Annotated in this window: 24 protein-coding genes and 1 tRNA gene; 7 read left to right on the top strand and 18 right to left on the bottom strand. The window is 54.8% G+C overall.

Annotation, left to right across the window (positions count from 1 at the left end; translation table 11 throughout):
- Window positions 1-362: 362 nt before the first annotated feature.
- From argG to CWM61_RS26695, 3 genes are all read left to right on the top strand, one after another.
- Complete coding sequence (gene argG, locus CWM61_RS26705; RefSeq protein ID WP_061153203.1) at window positions 363-1,706, top strand: argininosuccinate synthase; 1,344 nt, start codon at window positions 363-365, stop codon at window positions 1,704-1,706.
- A gap of 172 nt (window positions 1,707-1,878) precedes the next feature.
- On the top strand, window positions 1,879-2,508 hold the full coding sequence (locus CWM61_RS26700; RefSeq protein WP_074387699.1) for a winged helix-turn-helix transcriptional regulator: 630 nt from the start codon (window positions 1,879-1,881) through the stop codon (window positions 2,506-2,508).
- Between the two features lie 350 nt (window positions 2,509-2,858).
- Window positions 2,859-3,410: a YfaZ family outer membrane protein gene (locus CWM61_RS26695; protein WP_061153202.1), complete on the top strand. Its 552-nt coding sequence runs from the start codon at window positions 2,859-2,861 to the stop codon at window positions 3,408-3,410.
- Window positions 3,411-3,451: 41 nt separating this feature from the next.
- Here CWM61_RS26695 and CWM61_RS29605 read toward each other — a convergent pair whose 3' ends face one another.
- The 7 genes from CWM61_RS29605 to rlmE form a co-directional block, all read right to left on the bottom strand.
- Window positions 3,452-3,700 (bottom strand): hypothetical protein, encoded by a 249-nt coding sequence (locus tag CWM61_RS29605; protein WP_162493299.1) that lies wholly within the window; start codon window positions 3,698-3,700, stop codon window positions 3,452-3,454.
- 297 nt (window positions 3,701-3,997) lie between these two features.
- Window positions 3,998-4,084: transfer RNA gene (locus CWM61_RS26685), tRNA-Leu, on the bottom strand.
- Window positions 4,085-4,093: 9 nt separating this feature from the next.
- The gene (gene secG, locus CWM61_RS26680) at window positions 4,094-4,423 is read right to left on the bottom strand and encodes a preprotein translocase subunit SecG (protein WP_061153201.1); all 330 of its coding nucleotides are present in this window, start codon (window positions 4,421-4,423) and stop codon (window positions 4,094-4,096) included.
- Window positions 4,424-4,652: 229 nt separating this feature from the next.
- Window positions 4,653-5,990 (bottom strand): phosphoglucosamine mutase, encoded by a 1,338-nt coding sequence (glmM, locus tag CWM61_RS26675; RefSeq protein ID WP_004206179.1) that lies wholly within the window; start codon window positions 5,988-5,990, stop codon window positions 4,653-4,655.
- Entirely contained in the window at window positions 5,983-6,831 is an 849-nt protein-coding gene (folP, locus tag CWM61_RS26670) for a dihydropteroate synthase (RefSeq protein WP_100632184.1), read from the bottom strand. The genes glmM and folP overlap by 8 nt, the downstream gene beginning before the upstream one ends.
- 96 nt (window positions 6,832-6,927) lie before the next feature.
- On the bottom strand, window positions 6,928-8,862 hold the full coding sequence (gene ftsH / locus CWM61_RS26665) for an ATP-dependent zinc metalloprotease FtsH (RefSeq protein ID WP_061153198.1): 1,935 nt from the start codon (window positions 8,860-8,862) through the stop codon (window positions 6,928-6,930).
- A 99-nt stretch (window positions 8,863-8,961) separates the two neighbouring features.
- Window positions 8,962-9,591: a 23S rRNA (uridine(2552)-2'-O)-methyltransferase RlmE gene (gene rlmE / locus CWM61_RS26660; protein WP_008806638.1), complete on the bottom strand. Its 630-nt coding sequence runs from the start codon at window positions 9,589-9,591 to the stop codon at window positions 8,962-8,964.
- Window positions 9,592-9,714: 123 nt separating this feature from the next.
- Between rlmE and yhbY the strand changes: the two genes are divergently transcribed.
- A complete protein-coding gene (gene yhbY / locus CWM61_RS26655; protein ID WP_002918374.1) occupies window positions 9,715-10,008 on the top strand; it encodes a ribosome assembly RNA-binding protein YhbY in 294 nt (97 codons plus the stop codon).
- 152 nt (window positions 10,009-10,160) lie between these two features.
- Here the strand turns inward: yhbY and greA are convergent, their stop codons facing one another.
- Entirely contained in the window at window positions 10,161-10,637 is a 477-nt protein-coding gene (gene greA, locus CWM61_RS26650) for a transcription elongation factor GreA (protein ID WP_008806639.1), read from the bottom strand.
- A 235-nt stretch (window positions 10,638-10,872) separates the two neighbouring features.
- On the opposite strand from greA, the gene dacB reads away from it, so the two are divergent.
- Window positions 10,873-12,306, top strand: a complete 1,434-nt coding sequence (gene dacB, locus CWM61_RS26645; RefSeq protein ID WP_008806640.1) for a serine-type D-Ala-D-Ala carboxypeptidase — start codon at window positions 10,873-10,875, stop codon at window positions 12,304-12,306.
- 51 nt (window positions 12,307-12,357) lie between these two features.
- Here the strand turns inward: dacB and cgtA are convergent, their stop codons facing one another.
- The 4 genes from cgtA to rplU form a co-directional block, all read right to left on the bottom strand.
- Window positions 12,358-13,536 (bottom strand): Obg family GTPase CgtA, encoded by a 1,179-nt coding sequence (cgtA, locus tag CWM61_RS26640; RefSeq protein ID WP_008806641.1) that lies wholly within the window; start codon window positions 13,534-13,536, stop codon window positions 12,358-12,360.
- Between the two features lie 15 nt (window positions 13,537-13,551).
- Window positions 13,552-14,517: a DMT family transporter gene (locus CWM61_RS26635; protein WP_074387492.1), complete on the bottom strand. Its 966-nt coding sequence runs from the start codon at window positions 14,515-14,517 to the stop codon at window positions 13,552-13,554.
- 92 nt (window positions 14,518-14,609) lie between these two features.
- Window positions 14,610-14,867 (bottom strand): 50S ribosomal protein L27, encoded by a 258-nt coding sequence (gene rpmA / locus CWM61_RS26630; RefSeq protein ID WP_002434222.1) that lies wholly within the window; start codon window positions 14,865-14,867, stop codon window positions 14,610-14,612.
- A 20-nt stretch (window positions 14,868-14,887) separates the two neighbouring features.
- Window positions 14,888-15,199: a 50S ribosomal protein L21 gene (gene rplU / locus CWM61_RS26625; RefSeq protein WP_002918379.1), complete on the bottom strand. Its 312-nt coding sequence runs from the start codon at window positions 15,197-15,199 to the stop codon at window positions 14,888-14,890.
- A gap of 260 nt (window positions 15,200-15,459) precedes the next feature.
- Between rplU and ispB the strand changes: the two genes are divergently transcribed.
- Together ispB and sfsB are read left to right on the top strand one after the other, a co-directional pair.
- The gene (ispB, locus tag CWM61_RS26620; protein ID WP_008806643.1) at window positions 15,460-16,431 is read left to right on the top strand and encodes an octaprenyl diphosphate synthase; all 972 of its coding nucleotides are present in this window, start codon (window positions 15,460-15,462) and stop codon (window positions 16,429-16,431) included.
- A 196-nt stretch (window positions 16,432-16,627) separates the two neighbouring features.
- Entirely contained in the window at window positions 16,628-16,900 is a 273-nt protein-coding gene (gene sfsB, locus CWM61_RS26615) for a DNA-binding transcriptional regulator SfsB (RefSeq protein WP_074387491.1), read from the top strand.
- Between the two features lie 47 nt (window positions 16,901-16,947).
- Here sfsB and murA read toward each other — a convergent pair whose 3' ends face one another.
- The 6 genes from murA to mlaE all read right to left on the bottom strand — a co-directional run bounded on the left by murA (window position 16,948) and on the right by mlaE (window position 20,934).
- On the bottom strand, window positions 16,948-18,207 hold the full coding sequence (gene murA / locus CWM61_RS26610; RefSeq protein ID WP_061153193.1) for a UDP-N-acetylglucosamine 1-carboxyvinyltransferase: 1,260 nt from the start codon (window positions 18,205-18,207) through the stop codon (window positions 16,948-16,950).
- 53 nt (window positions 18,208-18,260) lie between these two features.
- Window positions 18,261-18,515, bottom strand: a complete 255-nt coding sequence (ibaG, locus tag CWM61_RS26605) for a BolA family iron metabolism protein IbaG (protein ID WP_004144910.1) — start codon at window positions 18,513-18,515, stop codon at window positions 18,261-18,263.
- A gap of 136 nt (window positions 18,516-18,651) precedes the next feature.
- The gene (gene mlaB / locus CWM61_RS26600) at window positions 18,652-18,942 is read right to left on the bottom strand and encodes a lipid asymmetry maintenance protein MlaB (RefSeq protein WP_008806646.1); all 291 of its coding nucleotides are present in this window, start codon (window positions 18,940-18,942) and stop codon (window positions 18,652-18,654) included.
- Window positions 18,942-19,577, bottom strand: coding sequence for a phospholipid-binding protein MlaC (mlaC, locus tag CWM61_RS26595; RefSeq protein ID WP_061153192.1), 636 nt, complete (start codon window positions 19,575-19,577; stop codon window positions 18,942-18,944). The genes mlaB and mlaC overlap by 1 nt, the downstream gene beginning before the upstream one ends.
- Before the next feature lie 18 nt (window positions 19,578-19,595).
- Window positions 19,596-20,147 (bottom strand): outer membrane lipid asymmetry maintenance protein MlaD, encoded by a 552-nt coding sequence (mlaD, locus tag CWM61_RS26590; protein ID WP_100632183.1) that lies wholly within the window; start codon window positions 20,145-20,147, stop codon window positions 19,596-19,598.
- Window positions 20,148-20,151: 4 nt separating this feature from the next.
- Window positions 20,152-20,934 (bottom strand): lipid asymmetry maintenance ABC transporter permease subunit MlaE, encoded by a 783-nt coding sequence (gene mlaE, locus CWM61_RS26585; RefSeq protein WP_004150949.1) that lies wholly within the window; start codon window positions 20,932-20,934, stop codon window positions 20,152-20,154.
- Window positions 20,935-20,936: the final 2 nt, after the last annotated feature.

Raw genomic sequence — 20,936 nt, 5'->3', positions numbered from 1 at the left:
ACCGACGACCTTCGGGTTATGAGCCCGACGAGCTACCAGGCTGCTCCACCCCGCGCCTGAAACGTGGCATATTTTACTCTTATTGAGTAAAAGACGCAAATACTGCTGGGATTTGGTACCGAAGACGGGACATAAAATCGGGGTGAATTGTATCGGCAATTAGTATATTTTGTCAACATGCATTTTATCGCCCCCGATTGCCGTTTGTGCTGGTATTTCAGGCTTTTTTAGCAAAAAGATGATGAAGCCCTTCCTGTCGCCAGTAAAAGATGGTTAAATGAATACTCACAATTAATGCATAAAAATGCAGTTAAGGTTGTTGAGTCGAACTCACCACAGTCTATCGAGCAGGGTTTTATTTTATGACGACGATTCTCAAGCATCTCCCGGTTGGTCAACGTATTGGTATCGCTTTCTCTGGTGGACTGGATACCAGCGCCGCGCTGTTATGGATGCGCAAAAAAGGCGCCGTGCCTTATGCATATACCGCTAACCTGGGTCAACCGGACGAAGACGACTACGATGCTATTCCGCGCCGCGCGAAAGAGTATGGCGCCGAAGGTGCCCGTCTGATCGACTGCCGCAAACAGCTGGTCGCAGAAGGGATCGCGGCGATTCAGTGTGGCGCATTCCATAACACCACCGGTGGGTTGACCTACTTCAATACCACGCCGCTGGGCCGCGCGGTCACCGGCACCATGCTGGTGGCGGCAATGAAAGAAGATGGCGTCAACATCTGGGGCGATGGCAGCACCTATAAAGGCAACGATATCGAACGTTTCTATCGTTACGGCCTGCTGACCAATGCTGAACTGCAGATTTACAAGCCGTGGCTGGACAGCGACTTTATTGATGAACTCGGCGGCCGTCACGAAATGTCCGAATTTATGATCGCCTGCGGCTTTGATTACAAGATGTCAGTTGAAAAAGCCTATTCCACCGACTCCAACATGCTCGGCGCGACCCACGAAGCGAAAGACCTCGAATTCCTGAACTCCAGCGTCAAGATCGTCAACCCGATTATGGGCGTGAAGTTCTGGGACGAAACCGTGAAGATCCCTGCGGAAGAGGTGACTGTACGCTTTGAGCAAGGCCATCCGGTGGCGCTGAATGGCAAAACCTTCGCCGATGACGTCGAAATGATGCTGGAAGCCAACCGTATCGGTGGTCGCCACGGTCTGGGCATGAGCGATCAGATTGAAAACCGCATTATCGAAGCGAAAAGCCGCGGCATTTATGAAGCCCCGGGGATGGCGCTGCTGCATATCGCCTATGAGCGTCTGCTGACCGGTATCCATAACGAAGATACTATCGAGCAATACCACGCCCACGGTCGTCAGCTGGGCCGCCTGCTGTATCAGGGACGCTGGTTCGATTCCCAGGCGCTGATGCTGCGTGATTCACTGCAACGCTGGGTTGCCAGCCAGATCACCGGTGAAGTCACCCTCGAACTGCGTCGCGGTAACGACTACTCGATCCTCAATACCGTTTCAGACAACCTGACCTATAAAGCAGAGCGTCTGACCATGGAAAAAGGCGATTCTATGTTTACCGCCGAAGACCGTATCGGTCAGCTGACCATGCGTAATCTGGATATCACCGATACCCGCGAGAAGCTGTTTGGCTATGCCCAGTCTGGCCTGCTGAGCGCCTCCTCAGCAACCGGTTTACCGCAGGTTGAGAATCTGGAAAACAAAGGCAAATAATCGCCTGACGATGTTTGCTCTCCGCCGGCGGCTTTCCGCCGGCTTTTTATTTTTTGTTACCCACCAACATCAAAAAAAATCGCCAGGACGCATTTTTTCCTTATCGCCCGACCAGCAAAATTGTTGACTATAATAACCTCAATTGATTAATTCATATCTGGTGATAAACATCATGAATATTAAACCACCGATCAGGCCGCAAAAGGCCATTGACCGACTGATCGATGTGCTTGAGCCGCACGCCACGCCCGTTAACGCGATCGCCAGAAAAAGACTGACATGGGAATATAAAGGCAAAACTCAGCTCTTTATTTTTAAAAAAGGCGAACTGTCGATTATCCGTAATTCCGACAAGCTATTGATGGTAACCGTCTATGAGCCGCACCTTTTCGGCGTGGCGGAAATGCTACAGCCCAGCCGTAGCCATAGCCTGCGGGCGGAGGTCTCATCCGAGCTGCTACGGATCGACTCTGACCTGGCCTCCGCACTCTTTCGCCAGCATAACCTGTGGGAGGAGGTGACCAGCCTGCTGGCCTATCATACTTCGTACCTGGTATATCGTGACGATCTGGTCCTGCAACAGCGAACCTATTCGGTTATCCGTAACCATCTACTGGAAATGATGCTATTAACCGAAGAGACCCGGCAGCGCGTGTCTATTCTTGAATATATTCAGGACAGGACCCATCTGTCGCGCAGCAGTATTCTCAATGTCTTGTCAGCATTAAAGAAAGGCGGTTATATTGCCTTTGCCCGCGGCGGTTATTTGCAAAGCATCGCCTCACTTCCTGAAAAATTTTGACCGCACCAGTCACCTTTATTTGTTGTTATTCACCTCACTGTTGAAAATGTTTAAATTTAAATCAATAAACGCTAACGGTAAAAAAAGAAAAATTTTATGCTGAGCATCTGAATTTACCGGCGGACAACATGTCCCTGGGCTCGACCAGCAGGCAGCCACTCACGGCGTTAACCGCCGGGCCTGCACCGGCTCAGGATATGCCACCGGAAATCGGCCAGGCGTTAGCAGCGGTAGCGGGAGTTGACCCCCTCGCCTGTCGTCTGCAGCGACCATAACGATGAGATCCAAGAACCCGTTAATTTTGCCCGAACGCCCGTATCGGGCTTTTTTTTATCTGAAGGAATTCCACAATGAAGTCTATTACTCCAAAATTGGTTGCCGTGATGATCGCCCTGGGGGCCAGCAGCGCCGTCTGCGCATCCGTTAACCTGCATGGTGAAGCCGGTGCCGAGTTCACCAATCTCTCCGCCAGCTTTGGCGCCGGGGAACCGGGTATGACGTTCAATACCCAGTGGGTCCACAGCGACAACGACGGGGATAGCGTAGGACTGGGAATGGGCTACAACTTTAACCTTGGGCCTTTTCTGATGACGCTGGGCGGTAAAGGTGTCTATCTGAACCCCAACGATGGGGATGAAGGTTACGCCATTGCTGCAGGTGGCGGAGCAGAACTCCCCCTCGGCCAGTACTTCACGCTCTTCGGTGAGGGCTATTACTCACCCGACTCAATGTCCAGCGGCGTCGATGATTATGTGGAGGCCAATGCCGGATTACGTATTAACGTGCTCCCGTCTCTGAATATCGAAGCAGGCTATCGTTATATCGATATCGCCGGGAAAGATGGCCATCGTGACAACACCCTGGCCGACGGGGCCTATGCCGGGGTTAACTTCCGCTTTTAATCCTTACACAGGGATTGCCGTCCGGCAGTCCCTGCCTTCTCTCAGCTGGCCAACGGCACGCTTTTCAGCACGCGGTTGATCTCCTGCAGACCAGCAACATTATTCTCTTTCCGGTAAACGTCATTCATGGACGCCATCTGCTCCAGACGGGTCAGGGCGCCATACACCTGGTACGCCTCACTATGTCTGTCAAACACATCGCGGCGCTCCACATCCTGCAAATAATGATTTTTCAACGAATGGTTAAGGCGACCAATCAGTGCCGTATTGTCCTGGAAATAGCGCGTCACCGCCTGGGCATTATTCGCTGTAGCCCCAGGCTCACTGTGCGATACCGGTACCGTTAGCGCATTAATCGTCTCCACCGTTTGGGAGGGCGATGTTGAACTGCACCCTGCTAAACCGAGCACGCCGGCGACGATAAGCAACCCGATCTTGTTCATTATGTCACTTCACCTCTGTTAATTTGACGAGGCGACTTTAACGACAGTAAAAGGAGGGAACCAGCAAAGAGATGTTTATAAATAAATGGCCGGTGGGGACAAAAACAAAAAAAGACGCTTTTCAGCGTCTTTTTTCTGGAATATTGGTACCGAGGATGGGACTCGAACCCACAAGCCCGTTAGGGCACTACCACCTCAAGGTAGCGTGTCTACCAATTCCACCACCTCGGTACAGAATACTTAGTGCGGGATGTCGCTGCTCGGCTGAGCCGGTGCAGTTGGCTGAGTTTGCTCCGTTTTCGGCGCGCTCAGGTTATCCCACTCACTTCCTTTACTGGTCTTGTTGCTGTTGATATTACCCAGCGCCAGACTGATGATGAAGAACAGCGCAGCCAGGATGCCGGTCATACGGGTCATGAAGTTACCAGAACCGCTGGACCCAAACAGTGTGCCGGAAGCGCCTGCACCGAAGGAGGCTCCCATATCAGCGCCTTTACCTTGCTGCAGCATAACCAGACCAACAAGGCCAATCGCTACAATAAGGAAAACTACCAAAAGAGCTTCGTACATAATCAACCTGTTCCTTGCGGATTTGCCGCATACCAAGTGCTTCGACCAATAAAGCGGGACGTTTTAACGTTTCCCACTGAAGCGGGTGTGAATACTAACCAAAGCGAATGACCTTCGCAAGGGCAATTTCGACACATTGTATCAACTGCAGAAAAAAACAGCAAAAAGTCGGTTTTCTATCATAAAAAAGGCGGCAAGCGCCGCCTTTTTAACCACTTAGCCGGAAAGCTTAGACGCTTTTTACCGCTTCGGCGATGCGATGCGCGAACTCGTGCACCTGATCTTCATGCTCGCCTTCCACCATGACGCGGATCAGCGGCTCCGTTCCGGATTTACGCAGCAGGACACGGCCGCGTTTCCCTAACGCCGCTTCCACTTCTGCGGTCACCGCTTTGACATGCTCGTTCTCCAGTGGGTTACCGCTGCCTTCGGTAAACCGCACATTCACCAGCAGTTGAGGGAACATCTTCATACCGCTGCAGAGGTCATGCAGGCTCATATGGTTGCGTACCATCGCCGCGACCACCTGCAGACTGGCGACGATGCCATCGCCGGTGGTGGTTTTATCCAGCAGGATCACGTGGCCGGAGTTTTCCGCACCAATGCGCCAGCCTTTTTCCTGCAGCATCTCGAGCACATAGCGGTCACCGACCTTCGCGCGGGCAAATGGAATACCTAACTGCTTGAGCGCCAGCTCCAGTCCCATATTGCTCATCAGCGTGCCGACGGCGCCGCCGCGCAGCTGCCCCTGACGCAGTCCTTCCCGGGCGATGATGTAGAGGATCTGGTCGCCATCGACTTTATTACCTTCATGGTCAACCATGATCACCCGATCGCCATCGCCATCGTAGGCAATGCCCAGATCGGCTTTCTCCGCCAGCACGCGCGCCTGCAGCGCACGCACGTCGGTGGCGCCGACCTCTTCGTTGATGTTGAGGCCGTCTGGCTCGCAGCCCATCGCGATAACCTGGGCTCCCAGCTCGCGGAAGACATTGGGGGCAATGTGATAGGTCGCGCCGTGCGCGCAATCCACCACCACTTTCAGCGTGGAGAGGCTCAGTTCGTTGGGAAAGGTGCCTTTACAAAATTCAATGTAGCGCCCGGCGGCATCGACGATACGGCTGGCTTTGCCCAGTTCTGCCGAATCCACGCAGGTAAGCTCCTTCTCCATTTCGGCTTCAATCGCCTCTTCCACATCGTCTGGCAGCTTGGTGCCCTCAATGGAGAAGAATTTAATACCGTTGTCGTAGAAAGGGTTATGCGAAGCCGAGATAACGATCCCCGCCTCGGCGCGGAATGCGCGCGTCAGGTAGGCGATAGCCGGTGTCGGCATGGGTCCGGTGAACGACGCAGAGAGCCCCGCTGCCGCCAGCCCAGCTTCCAGCGCCGACTCCAACATGTAGCCCGAAATACGGGTATCCTTGCCGATGATAATTTTACGCGAGCCGTGGCGCGCTAACACTTTCCCTGCCGCCCAGCCCAGCTTAAGCACAAACTCCGGAGTGATCGGCGCATCGCCGACGCGGCCACGAATACCATCGGTGCCAAAATACTTGCGGTTACTCATAACGTTTTTTTCCCTTAGCGGCGAGGGTGGCTTCCACCACGCGCAGCGCTTCTACCGTTTCTTTGACATCATGGACGCGGATTATCTGCGCGCCCTGCATTGCTGCAATGACGGCACACGCCAGGCTGCCGTTCAGCCGTTCTGACGGCCCGACGTTCAGCAACTGACCTACCATCGACTTACGCGACATACCGACCAGCAGAGGCAGCCCAAAGTGGTGAAACTCCCCCAGTCTGGCCAGCAGTTGATAATTATGGGAGAGATTTTTACCGAAACCGAATCCTGGGTCGAGCAGCAATTTTTCTTTTGCGATCCCCGCCTGCTCGCAGCGCACAATATGTTCTGTAAAAAAGCGCTCGACATCGGCGAAGACATCCTCATATTTCGGCGCCTCCTGCATGGTTTTCGGCTGACCCTGCATATGCATCAGACACACCGGCAGCCCGGTTTCCGCGGCTGCCTGCAGCGCGCCAGGCTCGGTCAGAGAGCGAATATCGTTAATGATATGCGCCCCTGCCCGGGCCGATTCGAGGATAACCTCCGGTTTGGAGGTATCCACCGAGATCCACACTTCAAAGCGCTGAGCGATCGCTTCGACGACCGGGATCACCCGTGCGAGTTCCTCTTCTACGCTCACTTCAGCCGCCCCTGGCCGCGTCGATTCACCGCCGATATCAATGATGGTCGCCCCGGCGTTAATCATCAGGTTGGCATGCTTCACCGCCTCAACCAGCGAGTTGTGGGCACCGCCATCGGAGAAAGAGTCGGGCGTCACATTAAGAATGCCCATCACATGGGGATGAGAGAGATCGAGGGTTGAGCCCTGGGCTACAAGTTTCATCACAAAATCCCTGAGACTGAAGAGGTTAAAAAAGAAAAACCCCGGAGCGGGCGCCCCGGGGTTTTAAGGTTAAAACAAGACATCAACAGCGGTAGCTTACTTGTCGCCCAGCTGCTCTGACATGGTGTTGCCCGGGTTCGGCGTACGCGGTTCATCAACCGGGCGCGGCGCACGAGGCGTACCATTGTTGTCAGAGTTGTTCGAAGAACCAGATTCTTCCCAACCCGCTGGCGGACGAACATCGCGACGAGCCATCAGGTCGTCAATCTGCGGCGCATCGATGGTCTCATATTTCATGAGCGCATCTTTCATCGCGTGCAGGATGTCCATGTTGTCGTTCAGCAGTTGACGAGCACGACCGTAGTTACGCTCAATCAGCGATTTCACTTCCTGGTCGATGATACGCGCGGTTTCATCAGACATATGCTTCGCTTTCGCTACGCTACGGCCGAGGAAGACTTCGCCCTCTTCTTCCGCATACAGCAGCGGACCGAGTTTGTCGGAGAAGCCCCACTGAGTCACCATGTTACGCGCCAGGTTTGTCGCCACTTTAATATCGTTGGACGCACCGGTAGAAACATGTTCCGGACCGTAGATAATCTCTTCCGCAAGACGACCGCCGTACAGCGTGGAGATCTGGCTTTCCAGTTTCTGACGGCTGGCGCTGATCGCATCGCCTTCCGGCAGGAAGAAGGTCACACCCAGCGCACGACCGCGCGGGATAATCGTCACTTTATGGACCGGATCGTGTTCCGGTACCAGACGGCCGATAATGGCGTGGCCCGCTTCGTGGTAAGCGGTCGATTCTTTCTGCGCTTCCGTCATCACCATGGAGCGACGTTCCGCACCCATCATGATTTTGTCTTTCGCTTTTTCGAACTCAACCATCGACACAACGCGTTTGTTGCCGCGAGCAGCAAACAGCGCCGCTTCGTTGACCAGGTTCGCCAGGTCCGCACCGGAGAAGCCCGGGGTACCGCGCGCAATGATCGCCGCGTCGATATCCGGCGCCAGCGGTACGCGACGCATATGCACTTTCAGGATCTGTTCACGACCGCGAACATCCGGCAGACCAACAACAACCTGGCGGTCGAAACGGCCTGGACGCAGCAGCGCCGGGTCAAGAACGTCCGGACGGTTAGTCGCCGCGATAACAATGATACCTTCGTTACCTTCGAAGCCGTCCATTTCAACCAGCATCTGGTTCAGGGTCTGCTCACGTTCATCGTGACCACCGCCAAGGCCCGCGCCACGCTGGCGGCCGACGGCGTCGATTTCATCGATGAAGATGATGCAAGGCGCTGCTTTCTTGGCCTGTTCGAACATGTCACGCACACGAGATGCACCGACACCGACGAACATTTCGACGAAATCAGAACCGGAAATTGTGAAGAACGGCACCTTCGCTTCGCCAGCGATCGCTTTCGCCAGCAGCGTTTTACCGGTACCCGGGGGGCCGACCATCAGGACGCCTTTCGGGATCTTACCGCCCAGTTTCTGGAAGCGGCTCGGCTCACGCAGGTATTCCACCAGCTCACCGACTTCCTCTTTCGCTTCGTCACACCCGGCAACGTCGGCAAAAGTCGTTTTGATCTGGTCTTCCGTCAGCATACGGGCTTTGCTTTTGCCGAAGGACATCGCGCCCTTCCCGCCGCCGCCCTGCATTTGCCGCATAAAGAAGATCCAGACGCCGATCAACAGCAGCATTGGGAACCAGGAGATGAAGATGGAAGCCAGCAGGCTTGGCTCTTCTGGTGGTTCGCCAATAACTTTGACGTTTTTAGTCAACAGGTTATCGAGCAGCTTCGGATCGTTAACCGGAATGTAAGTCGTGTAACGGTTACTATCTTTCTTGGTAACGTTGATCTCACGTCCGTTGATACGCGCTTCGCGAACCTGGTCCTGATTGACCTCTTGCAGGAAGGTAGAATAATCCACCTTGCGGCCATTCGACTCGCTGGGCCCAAAGCTCTGGAATACTGACATCAGCACAACGGCAATGACCAGCCAGAGTATTAGGTTTTTCGCCATGTCACTCAAGGGATTAACCTCTTATTACAACTGTGTTAAAAACAGCGTCAGGATACTCTATATCCAGTTTCATTCAAACTTTCGTTTGAAATCTGCCGGTTATGGTTTACGCCCGGTCGCTACAATATACACTTCACGCGAACGAGCGCGGGAAGAGTCCGGCTTACGAACTTTGACCTTCGTAAACAGGGAGCGAATTTCTCGAAGATACTCATCGAAGCCTTCGCCCTGGAACACCTTCACTACAAAACTACCACCTGGCGCTAATACATCACGAGACATTTCAAGCGCCAGTTCTACCAGATACATAGCCCGGGGAATATCCACCGCCGGTGTTCCGCACATATTCGGCGCCATATCGGACATGACAACTTGGACTTTACTGTCGCCCACTCGCTCAAGTAACGCTTTCAGGACTAATTCATCACGAAAATCGCCCTGAAGGAAGTCCACACCAACGATTGGATCCATTGGTAAAAGATCGCAAGCAATGATGCGGCCGCTGTTGCCGATCTGCGTGACCGCATACTGCGACCAGCCACCGGGAGCAGCACCGAGGTCAACTATCGTCATCCCCGGCTTAAAAATTTTGTCACTTTGCTGTATTTCATCAAGTTTAAACCAGGCACGGGAACGTAACCCCTTTTTCTGTGCCTGTTGAACATATTTATCGCTAAAGTGTTCCTGAAGCCAGCGGCTTGAGCTGGCAGAACGCTTTTTACCTGTCATTTAACATTCCCGTTCGGGTTCATCGTACTTTACTGCGTAAAAATCGACGCGGTAGTTTGGCGATATATGGGAGATGGCGGTAGAATGACCCGTTTTCAATCCCAACGTAAGCAAAAAAATACGATGAATCTGAGTACTAAACAAAAACAGCACCTGAAAGGTCTGGCACATCCGCTCAAGCCAGTAGTTATGCTTGGCAATAATGGTTTGACCGAAGGGGTACTGGCCGAGATCGAACAAGCGTTAGGGCACCATGAGCTCATCAAGGTGAAGATCGCCTCAGAAGATCGCGAAACTAAAGCCTTGATCGTGGAAGCCATCGTGCGTGAAACCGGCGCCTGTAATGTACAGGTCATCGGTAAAACGCTGGTTCTGTACCGCCCAACGCCAGAGCGTAAGATCTCGCTGCCACGCTAAGAATATCCTGAATCTCGACACAACTTTGTGTAAAACGAGGGATTTCTGCGGCCAGGCGAGCAAAATGCCATGCTCCTGACGTTGATAAAAGGCCGCTATGCGGCCTTTTTCCTTTCTTTACAATCTATAAACATCGTAGCGGGAAATACGCCTTACAGGTATTCAACCTTAGTAATTTCGTATTCCACTTCACCACCCGGGGTACGGATAGTCACGACATCATCCTGCTCTTTGCCGATCAGACCACGCGCGATCGGTGAGTTCACGGAGATCAGATTCTGCTTAAAATCCGCTTCATCATCGCCCACGATGCGGTAGGTCTGTTCCTCGTCGGTATCGAGGTTCAGCACGCTGACGGTTGAACCAAAAATCACCCGGCCATTGTTCGGCATTTTGGTGATATCAATCACCTGGGCATTGGACAGCTTCGCTTCGATATCTTTGATTCGCCCTTCGCAGAAGCCCTGCTGCTCACGCGCGGCATGATACTCAGCATTCTCTTTCAGATCGCCGTGCTCACGAGCGTCAGCAATAGCGGCAATGATTTCAGGACGACGCACAGACTTCAGATAATCCAGTTCTTCGCGCAGTTTCTCAGCGCCACGTAAGGTCATCGGAATCGCTTGCATTAGTTATACCTCTTTATCATTCCTTCAGGGAACGGATAGTCCCGCCCCGCCACCTGTCCTGCCCACAGGCAGGACACGAGCAAAAAGAAACCGACCCGGGAAACACTCCCCAGGTCAGCAGCAATTTTTCATTTGATAGGTATTTTACCCCGAAGTTCATTATGGGTCATCGTTTACTTTACTGGGCGTTGCACCGTAGTATGACGGCCTGGCTTCAGGTTGTTAGCGCGAGATTATGCGATTTCCCAGATTTATCATCGGATTGACTGCCGGTATAGCGCTTAGCGCTCAGGCGGCGAATATTGACGAGTACATCAACCAGCTTCCCGCCGGTGCGAACCTTGCCTTTATGGCGCAAAAGGTCGGCGCATCGACGCCGGAAATCGACTATCACAGCCAGCAAATGGCGCTCCCGGCCAGTACGCAAAAGGTTATCACCGCGCTGGCGGCTCTGCTGCAGCTGGGGCCCGATTTCCGCTTTACCACCACGCTGGAAACCAAAGGCTCCCTTGACGGCGGCGTGCTGAAAGGCGACCTGATTGCCCGCTTCGGCGGCGATCCGACGCTCAAACGGCAGGATATTCGCAATATGGTGGCGACGCTGAAAAAAGCCGGCGTGCAGCGTATCGAAGGCAATGTGCTTATCGATACCTCGGTCTTCGCCAGCCATGACAAAGCGCCGGGCTGGCCGTGGAACGACCTGACGCAGTGCTTCAGCGCTCCGCCGGCGGCGGCGATTGTCGACCGTAACTGCTTCTCTGTCTCGCTGTATAGCGCGCAGAAACCGGGCGATCTCGCCTTCATTCGCGTTGCGTCCTATTATCCGGTCACCATGTTCAGCCAGGTGCGAACGCTGGCGCGCGGCTCAGCAGAAGCGCAGTACTGCGAACTCGACGTGGTGCCGGGCGATCTCAACCGCTATACCCTCACCGGCTGCCTGCCGCAGCGTAGCGAACCACTGCCGCTGGCCTTCGCCATTCAGGATGGCGCCAGCTACGCCGGGGCGATCCTCAAAGCTGAACTGACCCAGGCAGGGATCACCTATAGCGGCACGCTGCTGCGCCAGACGCTGGCCAATGACCCCGGAACGGTATTAGCCACCACCCAGTCGGCTCCTCTGCACGATCTGCTGAGGATCATGCTGAAGAAATCAGACAACATGATTGCGGATACGGTCTTTCGCACCATCGGCCACGCCCGTTTCGGCGTACCAGGCACCTGGCGGGCAGGATCCGATGCCGTACGCCAGATCCTGCGTCAACAGGCTGGGGTCGATCTCGGCAACACGATCATCGCCGACGGCTCTGGCTTGTCGCGACACAACCTGATCGCCCCGGCGACCATGATGCAGGTGCTGCAGTATATCGCCCAGCACGATACCGAGCTCAACTTCATCTCCATGCTGCCGCTGGCGGGCCACGACGGGTCGCTGCAATACCGCGCCGGTCTCCACCAGGCGGGCGTGGATGGCAAAGTCTCGGCGAAAACAGGTTCGTTGCAGGGGGTTTATAACCTTGCAGGCTTTATCACTACCGCCAGCGGACAAAAGGTGGCCTTCGTGCAATATCTCTCCGGTTACGCCGTGGAACCCGCCGACCAGCGTAATCGCCGCATCCCGCTGGTCCGCTTTGAAAGCCGCTTGTATAAAGATTTGTACCAGAACAACTAAAACAAAAGGGCCGCATCAGATGCGGCCCTTTTTGATCCAGCGAAGTCAGGATTAGCGTTTGTAGATAAATTCGACGCCTTCTTCGTCGTCTTCGTCCCAGTCGTCATCCCAGTCTTCGTCATCTTCCACTTCGACTTCGGCTTCTTCAAGCTGCTGACGGTGATAGTCGTCCCACATGAACTCGACTTTCTCCGGCTTCTGCTCTTCTTCCACATGCACGATCGGGTTTTCGATGATAAAGGTCATCACGTCCCAGCACAGCTCTTTCACGCCCTGCTGGCTGGCCGCTGAGATCAGGTAGAATTTATCTTCCCAACCCAGCGCTTCGGCAATCGCCTTCGCTTTGGCTTCGGCTTCCGCTTTGTCCATCAGGTCAATCTTGTTAAAGACTAACCAGCGTGGCTTGGAGGCCAGCTTCTCGCTGTATTTCTCCAGCTCGCCAATGATAATGCGGGCATTCTCAACCGGATCGGAACCATCGATAGGCTCGATGTCGATGAGATGCAGCAGCACACGGCAGCGCTCAAGGTGCTTGAGGAAGCGGATACCAAGGCCTGCACCTTCCGCTGCGCCTTCAATCAGCCCCGGGATATCGGCGACCACGAAGCTCTTCTCGTTGTCCATACGCACCACGCCCAGGCTCGGCACCAGGGTGGTAAACGGATAGTCAGCCACTTTCGGCTTGGCGGCGGAGACCGCGCGGATGAAGGTGGATTTGCCGGCGTTCGGCATCCCCAGCATCCCGACATCGGCCAGCAGCATCAGCTCCAGCTGCAGGTCGCGTTTATCACCCGGGGTACCCATGGTCTTCTGACGCGGGGTACGGTTAACGGATGATTTGAAACGGGTGTTGCCCAGACCGTGCCAGCCACCTTTCGCCACCATCAGACGCTGACCGTGTTTGGTCATGTCGCCCATGGTCTCGCCGGTGCCCTGGTCGATAACCCGGGTCCCGACCGGCACTTTCACCGTCACGTCTTTACCACGCTTACCGGTACAGTCGCGGCTCTGGCCATTCTGCCCGCGTTCGGCGCGGAACGATTTTTCAAAACGGTAGTCGATCAGGGTGTTCAGGTTCTCGTCCGCTTCCAGCCAGACATCGCCGCCGTCACCGCCATCGCCGCCGTCCGGACCGCCTTTCGGAATATACTTTTCGCGGCGGAAGCTTACGCAACCATTGCCGCCGTCACCTGCTACGACCAGGATCGTTGCTTCATCTACAAACTTCATTTTACTCTCCGTAAATCATTCGCCTGAGCGGGGCAGCGGTACTACCGCCTCTCGCTTACGCCAACGCCCCCAAAGACGATGGCCGATGGCGGAATACATCGCGCCCGCAACCACGACAAACGCACCGAGATAACCAATCAGGTTTAACATCGGTCTGGCGAAAACATCGGGCCAGGCCATTGATAATAAATCAGAAAACAGTAGCGTAAACAGTGGCGTCAAGGTGATTAACGCGCTGACCTGCGCCGCCTGCCAGCGCGCCATGGCTTCCGCCAGCGCCCCGTAGCCGACCAGGGTATTTAGCCCGCAAAAAATCAGGCATGCCAGTTGCCAGTCGCTTAGCTGGGATATCACCCCGGGCTTAGCGAGCGGCAGTAATGCAATCGTACATAAAGTGTACAGCAAAAATAGTATCTGCTGTGATGCCAGACGGCGCAATAACACCTTTTGCGCGACGCCATAGCTTACCCACACCGTTGCAGCAGCAACGCCGAAAATTACCCCCCATGTGTAATCCGTCAGGCGGGTAAAGATTTCAATCAGGCTGGTGTTGAAAAACATCACCAGCCCGCTGAGCAACATCAACGCGCCCACCACCTGGGTACCGCGCATGCGCTCTTTCAGTATCACGACGCTTGCCACCATCATGCCCACCGGCGATAGCTGGCCGATGACCTGAGAAGCTGTGGGGCTGAGATATTGCAGGGAAGAACTGAACAGAATGAAGTTACCGAACAGGCCACCGGTGGCAATGGCTAATAAGACCAGCCAGCGCGGCTTACGAAAAATTCGCAGCGGCGGCAGTTTGCCTTTGATCGCGAGGATCGCGCCAAGCCCAATACTTGCCATCAGAAAGCGATAAAACACCACCGTAGGCGGCGCCATCACCTCGAGAACCTGCTTCATTGCAATCGGCAGCGCTCCCCAGCACATCGCGGTGGTGAGCGCCAGAATAATGCCAATCCCAGCCTGCTGCTTCATGCCTGTTTCCCTGCAAAATTTTCCAGTAGACGAATGTAAAAAGCCCCGCAACGTGTTGCGGGGCTTTCATCCGTTACCGGGACGCGAAAAACTTATTCAGCAACGATGCTGATGAATTTACGGTTTTTCGGGCCTTTAACTTCGAACTTGACTTTACCGTCAGTCAAAGCGAACAGAGTGTGGTCACGGCCGCAACCAACGTTGGTGCCAGCGTGGAATTTGGTACCACGTTGACGAACGATGATGCTACCTGCCAGAACTGCTTCACCGCCGAAACGTTTTACGCCCAGACGTTTAGCTTCTGAATCGCGACCGTTACGAGTCGAGCCGCCAGCCTTTTTATGTGCCATTTAAATCTACTCCTCAGGTCTTAGGCGCTGATGCCAGTGATTTTCACATCAGTGAACCACTGACGATGGCCCTGCTGCTTACGATAGTGTTTACGACGACGAAACTTAACGATTTTAACTTTCTCGCCACGACCGTGAGCAACAACTTCAGCTTTGATTACGCCGCCCTCAACGAAAGGAACGCCGATCTTGATTTCTTCACCGTTTGCGATCATCAGCACTTCAGCGAATTCAACAGCTTCGCCAGTTGCGATGTCCAGCTTTTCCAGGCGAACGGTCTGACCTTCGCTTACTCGGTGTTGTTTACCACCACTTTGGAAAACCGCGTACATATAAAACTCCGCTTCCGCGCACCTCTTTATGTGATTCAGAGTGCGCTATAAATATTCACAATAGGGCGCGAATATTACGCAAAACGCGAGCCTTTGACAAGAGCGATCAGCGATCAATGCAGAAAAAAAACACAACTTTCACGACAACGTTTATCTACGGCAATTTTTCAGTACAATCATATCTTCTTTTAATTCTGTCTTAATCCTTCTGTGATCCCACCTGGATTCATGGTAACAGGACATTTGGCCCGGCTTTTGCGATGAATTTAGAAAAAATCAATGAGTTAACCGCGCAAGATATGGCGGGTGTCAATGCGACGATTCTTGAGCAACTCAACTCCGATGTTCAGCTTATCAATCAGTTAGGCTATTACATCGTCAGCGGCGGCGGCAAACGCATTCGCCCGATGATTGCTGTGCTTGCCGCGCGCGCGGTGGGCTATCAAGGGAGCGCGCATGTCACTATTGCTGCGCTGATTGAATTTATTCATACCGCCACGCTGCTGCATGACGACGTCGTCGATGAGTCTGATATGCGTCGCGGCAAAGCCACGGCCAATGCGGCGTTCGGCAATGCCGCCAGCGTGCTGGTTGGCGATTTCATCTATACCCGCGCTTTCCAGATGATGACCCAGCTAGGCTCACTGAAGATCCTCGAGGTCATGTCGGAGGCGGTGAACGTCATTGCCGAAGGCGAAGTGCTGCAGTTGATGAACGTCAACGATCCGGATATCACTGAAGAGAACTACATGCGCGTCATCTACAGCAAGACGGCGCGCCTGTTTGAGGCCGCCTCGCAGTGTGCGGGAATGCTGGCCGACTGCTCTGCGGAAGAAGAGCGCGCGTTGCAGGATTATGGTCGCTATCTCGGCACCGCTTTCCAGCTGATCGACGATTTACTCGACTACAGTTCCGACGGAGAGCGGCTCGGTAAAAACGTCGGCGATGACCTGAACGAAGGCAAACCGACGCTACCGTTGTTGCATGCTATGCATCACGGTACCCCCGATCAGGCGGCGATGATCCGCGGGGCGATCGAGCAAGGCAATGGTCGCCATCTGCTGGATGCTGTTCTGGAAACGATGGCCACCTGTGGCTCGCTGGAATGGACGCAGAAACGTGCTGAAGAAGAAGCCGACAAAGCGATTGCTGCCCTGCAGATCCTCCCGGACACCCCGTGGCGCGAAGCCTTGATTGGGCTGGCACATATCGCGGTCCAGCGCGATCATTAATCCCCTCTCCTTTCCCGCGCGATGCGCGGGAAAGTTCCAGTAAAAGTCCATTTTCCACCCTAACTTCCAGCTATCTTGATACATTCTGAATATTCCGGCGCTTTAACAGAACTTGTTAGAACCTTACATAGTACGCGGGTATAGTGTCCTTATCGCCCATGTGGGACGATCTGGATCTTTATCACCAGGAGAATTTATGGATAAGTTCATCGACTGGCATCCCGCAGATATTGTTGCCGGATTACGTAAACGTGGAACATCGCTGGCGGCAGAGTCGCGACGGCATGGCCTGAGTTCTTCAACGCTGGCGAACGCCCTGACTCGCCCCTGGCCGAAAGGCGAGTTGATTATCGCCTCGGCGCTGGAAACGCAGCCGTGGGTCATCTGGCCGTCACGCTACCACGACCCGGTGACTCATGAGTTTATCGACAGAACGCAGATGATGCGTCAAAAGAAGACAGACAAGTGATGTGATTGACTGGCAGTGACCCCCATGGGGTCACTGCCATGATGCTATTACTCGCCTTTCACGCGCTGAATATTGGCACCCAGCGCCTGCAGTTTATCCTCGATACGCTCATAGCCACGATCGATGTGGTAGATGCGATCGACGATGGTGGTCCCTTCAGCGATGCAGCCTGCCAGTACGAGGCTCGCCGACGCACGCAAATCGGTCGCCATCACTTGTGCGCCTGAAAGCTGCTTCACGCCGTGACAGATAGCGGTATTGCTCTCGATTTCCGCATGCGCACCCATACGGATCAGCTCAGGAATGTGCATGAAGCGGTTTTCAAAGATCGTTTCGGTGATCACACCGGTCCCTTCCGCCACCAGGTTGAGCAGCGTGAACTGGGCCTGCATATCGGTCGGGAAGCCCGGGTGCGGCGCGGTACGCACGTTAACCGCTTTCGGACGGTTGCCGTGCATATCGAGGCTAATCCAGTCTTCGCCCGTTTCGATGTCAGCCCCGGCGTCACGCAGTTTCGCCAGAACGGCATCGAGGGTATCTGGCTGCGCGTTACGGCAGAGGATCTTGCCGCCGGAAATCGCCGCGGCCACCAGGAAGGTACCCGTTTCGATACGGTCCGGCAGTACACGATATACGCCGCCACCCAGGCGCTGCACGCCTTCGATGGTAATGCGATCGGTGCCCTGACCTTTGATTTTCGCGCCCAGCGCGTTAAGGAAGTTGGCGGTATCGACAATTTCCGGCTCGCGCGCGGCGTTTTCGATAACGGTGGTACCTTCAGCCAGCGTCGCCGCGCTCATGATAGTCACGGTCGCGCCTACGCTGACCTTATCCATCACAATGTGCGCGCCTTTCAGTCGCCCGTTGACTGACGCCTTCACATAACCTTCTTCCAGTTTGATTTCGGCGCCCAGCTGTTCCAGACCGGTAATGTGCAGGTCGACCGGACGTGCGCCGATAGCACAGCCGCCTGGCAGAGAAACTTGTCCCTGACCAAAACGCGCGACCAGCGGGCCCAGTGCCCAGATGGAGGCACGCATGGTTTTCACCAGGTCGTATGGAGCACAGAATACATCAACCGGGCCGGCGTCAATCCATACCGAACCATTGCGCTCAACCTTCGCGCCCAGCTGGCTCAGCAGCTTCATGGTGGTATCGATATCTTTCAGCTTGGGTACGTTCTGGATCTCTACCGGCTCTTCGGCAAGCAGCGCGGAAAAGAGGATTGGCAGGGCGGCGTTTTTTGCACCAGAAATGGTGACTTCGCCCTGAAGGCGAGTCGGCCCCTGAACACGGAATTTATCCATTGATTCTGTTCTCTATTAAAAATTCACATACGCTGCAGGGGACCCCCCACAGCTTAGAAGCCATTTAGTTTGCGGTCTCGCGCCCACTCCTGCGGAGTGAAGGCCTTGATCGACAGCGCATGGATACGGTTGTCAGCAATATATTCCATCAGCGGCGCGTAGACGCTCTGCTGCTTTTTAACCCGGCTCATGCCATCGAACATCTCACCCACAGCAATAACCTGAAAGTGGCTGCCATCGCCAGAGACGTGGACTTCCTGGAGGGGGAGTGCGTTCATCAGCACGGTCTGAATTTCATGATTTTCCATGGGCTCAAATTTATCTGATAGTGAAAACAGCCCAACATCTTAGAGGAAAGTGGCGCGGTCTTAAACAAGCAAAAAGCCCCGACGAAAAGATTGCCGGGGCTTTCGGAATAGCTTCAACGCTAAGACACTGAAAAGATTATGGGATCATATCGACAGGCAGGTTGTAAAGACCGATCAGCGTTTGCAGATTTTCGCTCTTCGCGATCAGTTGCGCTTCCCGCCCCTGACGGCGAATCAGTGCCACAAAATGCACTAACAGCGCCAGGCCCGCCGTGTCCACGCGCGTAGTCTGGCTGAGATCGATGATCGTCGCTCCCTCCGTCGCCCTGGCGCGTGCTTCCCAGAGCGGAACCAGCAGATCCTGGTCCAGCTCCCCGTGCAGCGCCAGCGTCTCGCCCTCGCGAGTCCAGCTCAGCTGCCCGGTCATTATTTTTTCTGATCCAGCGTGATCGGCTGAGCGGAGATCGCTTTCAACTGCGCAGTCAGCCCGTCGACGCCTTTGGTACGCAGCAGATCGCTCCACTCATTCTGTTTGGTGGTGATCATGCTGACCCCTTCGGCGATCATATCGTAAGCCTGCCAGTGGCCGGTCTGCGTATTTTTACGCCACTGGAAGTCCAGACGCACTGGCGGACGGCCATTCGGGTCGACGATGGTCACGCGAATAGGCACGATGGTGGCATCCCCCAGCGGCTGCTCTGGAGCAATCTGGTAAGTCTGACCATGGTACATCGCCAGCGCCTGGCCGTAGGCCTGCTTCAGATATTCGCGGAAGGCGGCAAAGTAGGCTTCACGCTGCGCCGGGGTCGCTTCTTTGTAGTAGCGGCCCAGCACCAGCGCGCCGGCATATTTCACCTGCACATACGGCAGCAGCTCCTGGTCGACGATGTCGCGCAGATAGTTAGGGTTGGCTTTAATCTTCGGCTGTTCATTCTTCAGGCGATCGAAGGTTTTCTGCGCCGCTTCATTCATCAGCTTATACGGGTTGGACTGGTCTGCCGCCTGGGCGGCGGTCAGCGGGGCAATCACCAGCATGGCGACCATGAGTAAGCGTTTAAACATATCGTGTTTCTCCTGAAATTAATGCGTCGTGCCGGCTGCCGGCGTCGCGTCAGTATGACCTTCTGCCGCGGCCTTATCATTACCAGAATTCTGATTGTCGCTGCCCTTGCTGTTATAAAGGAACTGACCAATCAGATCTTCCAGCACCATGGCGGACTTGGTGTCCTGGATCGTGCTGCCGTCTTTAAGGATAGCCGTCCCGAGGTCCGGGTCTTCAAAACCGACGTTCAGCGCCAGATACTGCTCGCCCAGCAGACCCGAGGTGCGGATCGCCAGCGAACTGGTATCCGGGATATGGTTGTAGCGCTCATCAATATCGAGCTCCACGCGTGGCAGATAGGTTTTCGGGTCGAGAGTGATGTCCGCTACCCGCCCCACAACCACACCGCCGATGCGTACCGGCGAACGCGCCTTCAGGCCGCCGATGTTATCGAAGGTCGCGTACAGGCGGTAAGTCGGCTCGGTACGTAGCGAGGTAACGTTCGCCGCCTTCAGGCAGACAAACAGCGCCGCCAGCAGCGCCACCAGTAAGAACACCCCTACCCAGATTTCATTTTTTTTCGTTTGCATGAACTCAATTCCCAAACATCAGCGCAGTCAGCACAAAATCCAGCCCCAGAACCGCCAGCGACGCATGCACCACGGTGCGCGTTGTCGCCCGGCTAATCCCGGCGGAAGTGGGGATAGCGTCATAACCGTTAAATAACGCAATCCAGGTTACCGTAATAGCGAATACCAGGCTCTTAATCAGGCAGTTCACCAGATCCATTCGCCAGTCGACGGCATTTTGCATCGCGGTCCAGAAAAAGCCACCATCAATACCCTTCCAGCTCACGCCTACCAGCGCACCGCCCCAGATCCCCACCGCCACGAAGATAATCGTCAACAGCGGCAGCGAAATGACGCCAGCCCAGAAGCGGGGGGAAATCACGCGGCGCAGCGGGTCCACCGCCATCATCTCCATACTGGAGAGCTGTTCCGTGGCCCGCATCAGGCCAATCTCGGCGGTCAGCGCCGATCCGGCGCGGCCGGCAAACAATAGCGCAGCAACCACCGGTCCCAGCTCGCGCAGCAGCGACAGCGCCACCAGCATGCCAAGACTGGTCTCTGCGCTGTAGGTGGTTAAGACCAGATACCCCTGCAGGCCGAGCACCATACCGATAAACAAGCCCGATACAATGATAATCAGCATCGACAGAACGCCAACGTTATAGAGCTGACGAACCAGCAGCGGCGCGTGCTTGCGAAACTCTGGTTTGCCCACAACGGCGTTGAAAAGCATTAATCCGGCGCGTCCAAACGTCGCGGTGGTTTTAATCCCGCGATGCCCTAGCGCGGCCAGCGCATTAAACAGCATGA

This window comes from Klebsiella sp. K-Nf6 (genome assembly GCF_002806655.1).
In the GTDB taxonomy this organism is placed as follows: Bacteria; Pseudomonadota; Gammaproteobacteria; order Enterobacterales; family Enterobacteriaceae; genus Klebsiella; species Klebsiella variicola.
The sequence above is the reverse complement of the archived record's forward strand: the minus strand, read 5'-3'. Positions and strand labels throughout refer to the sequence as shown.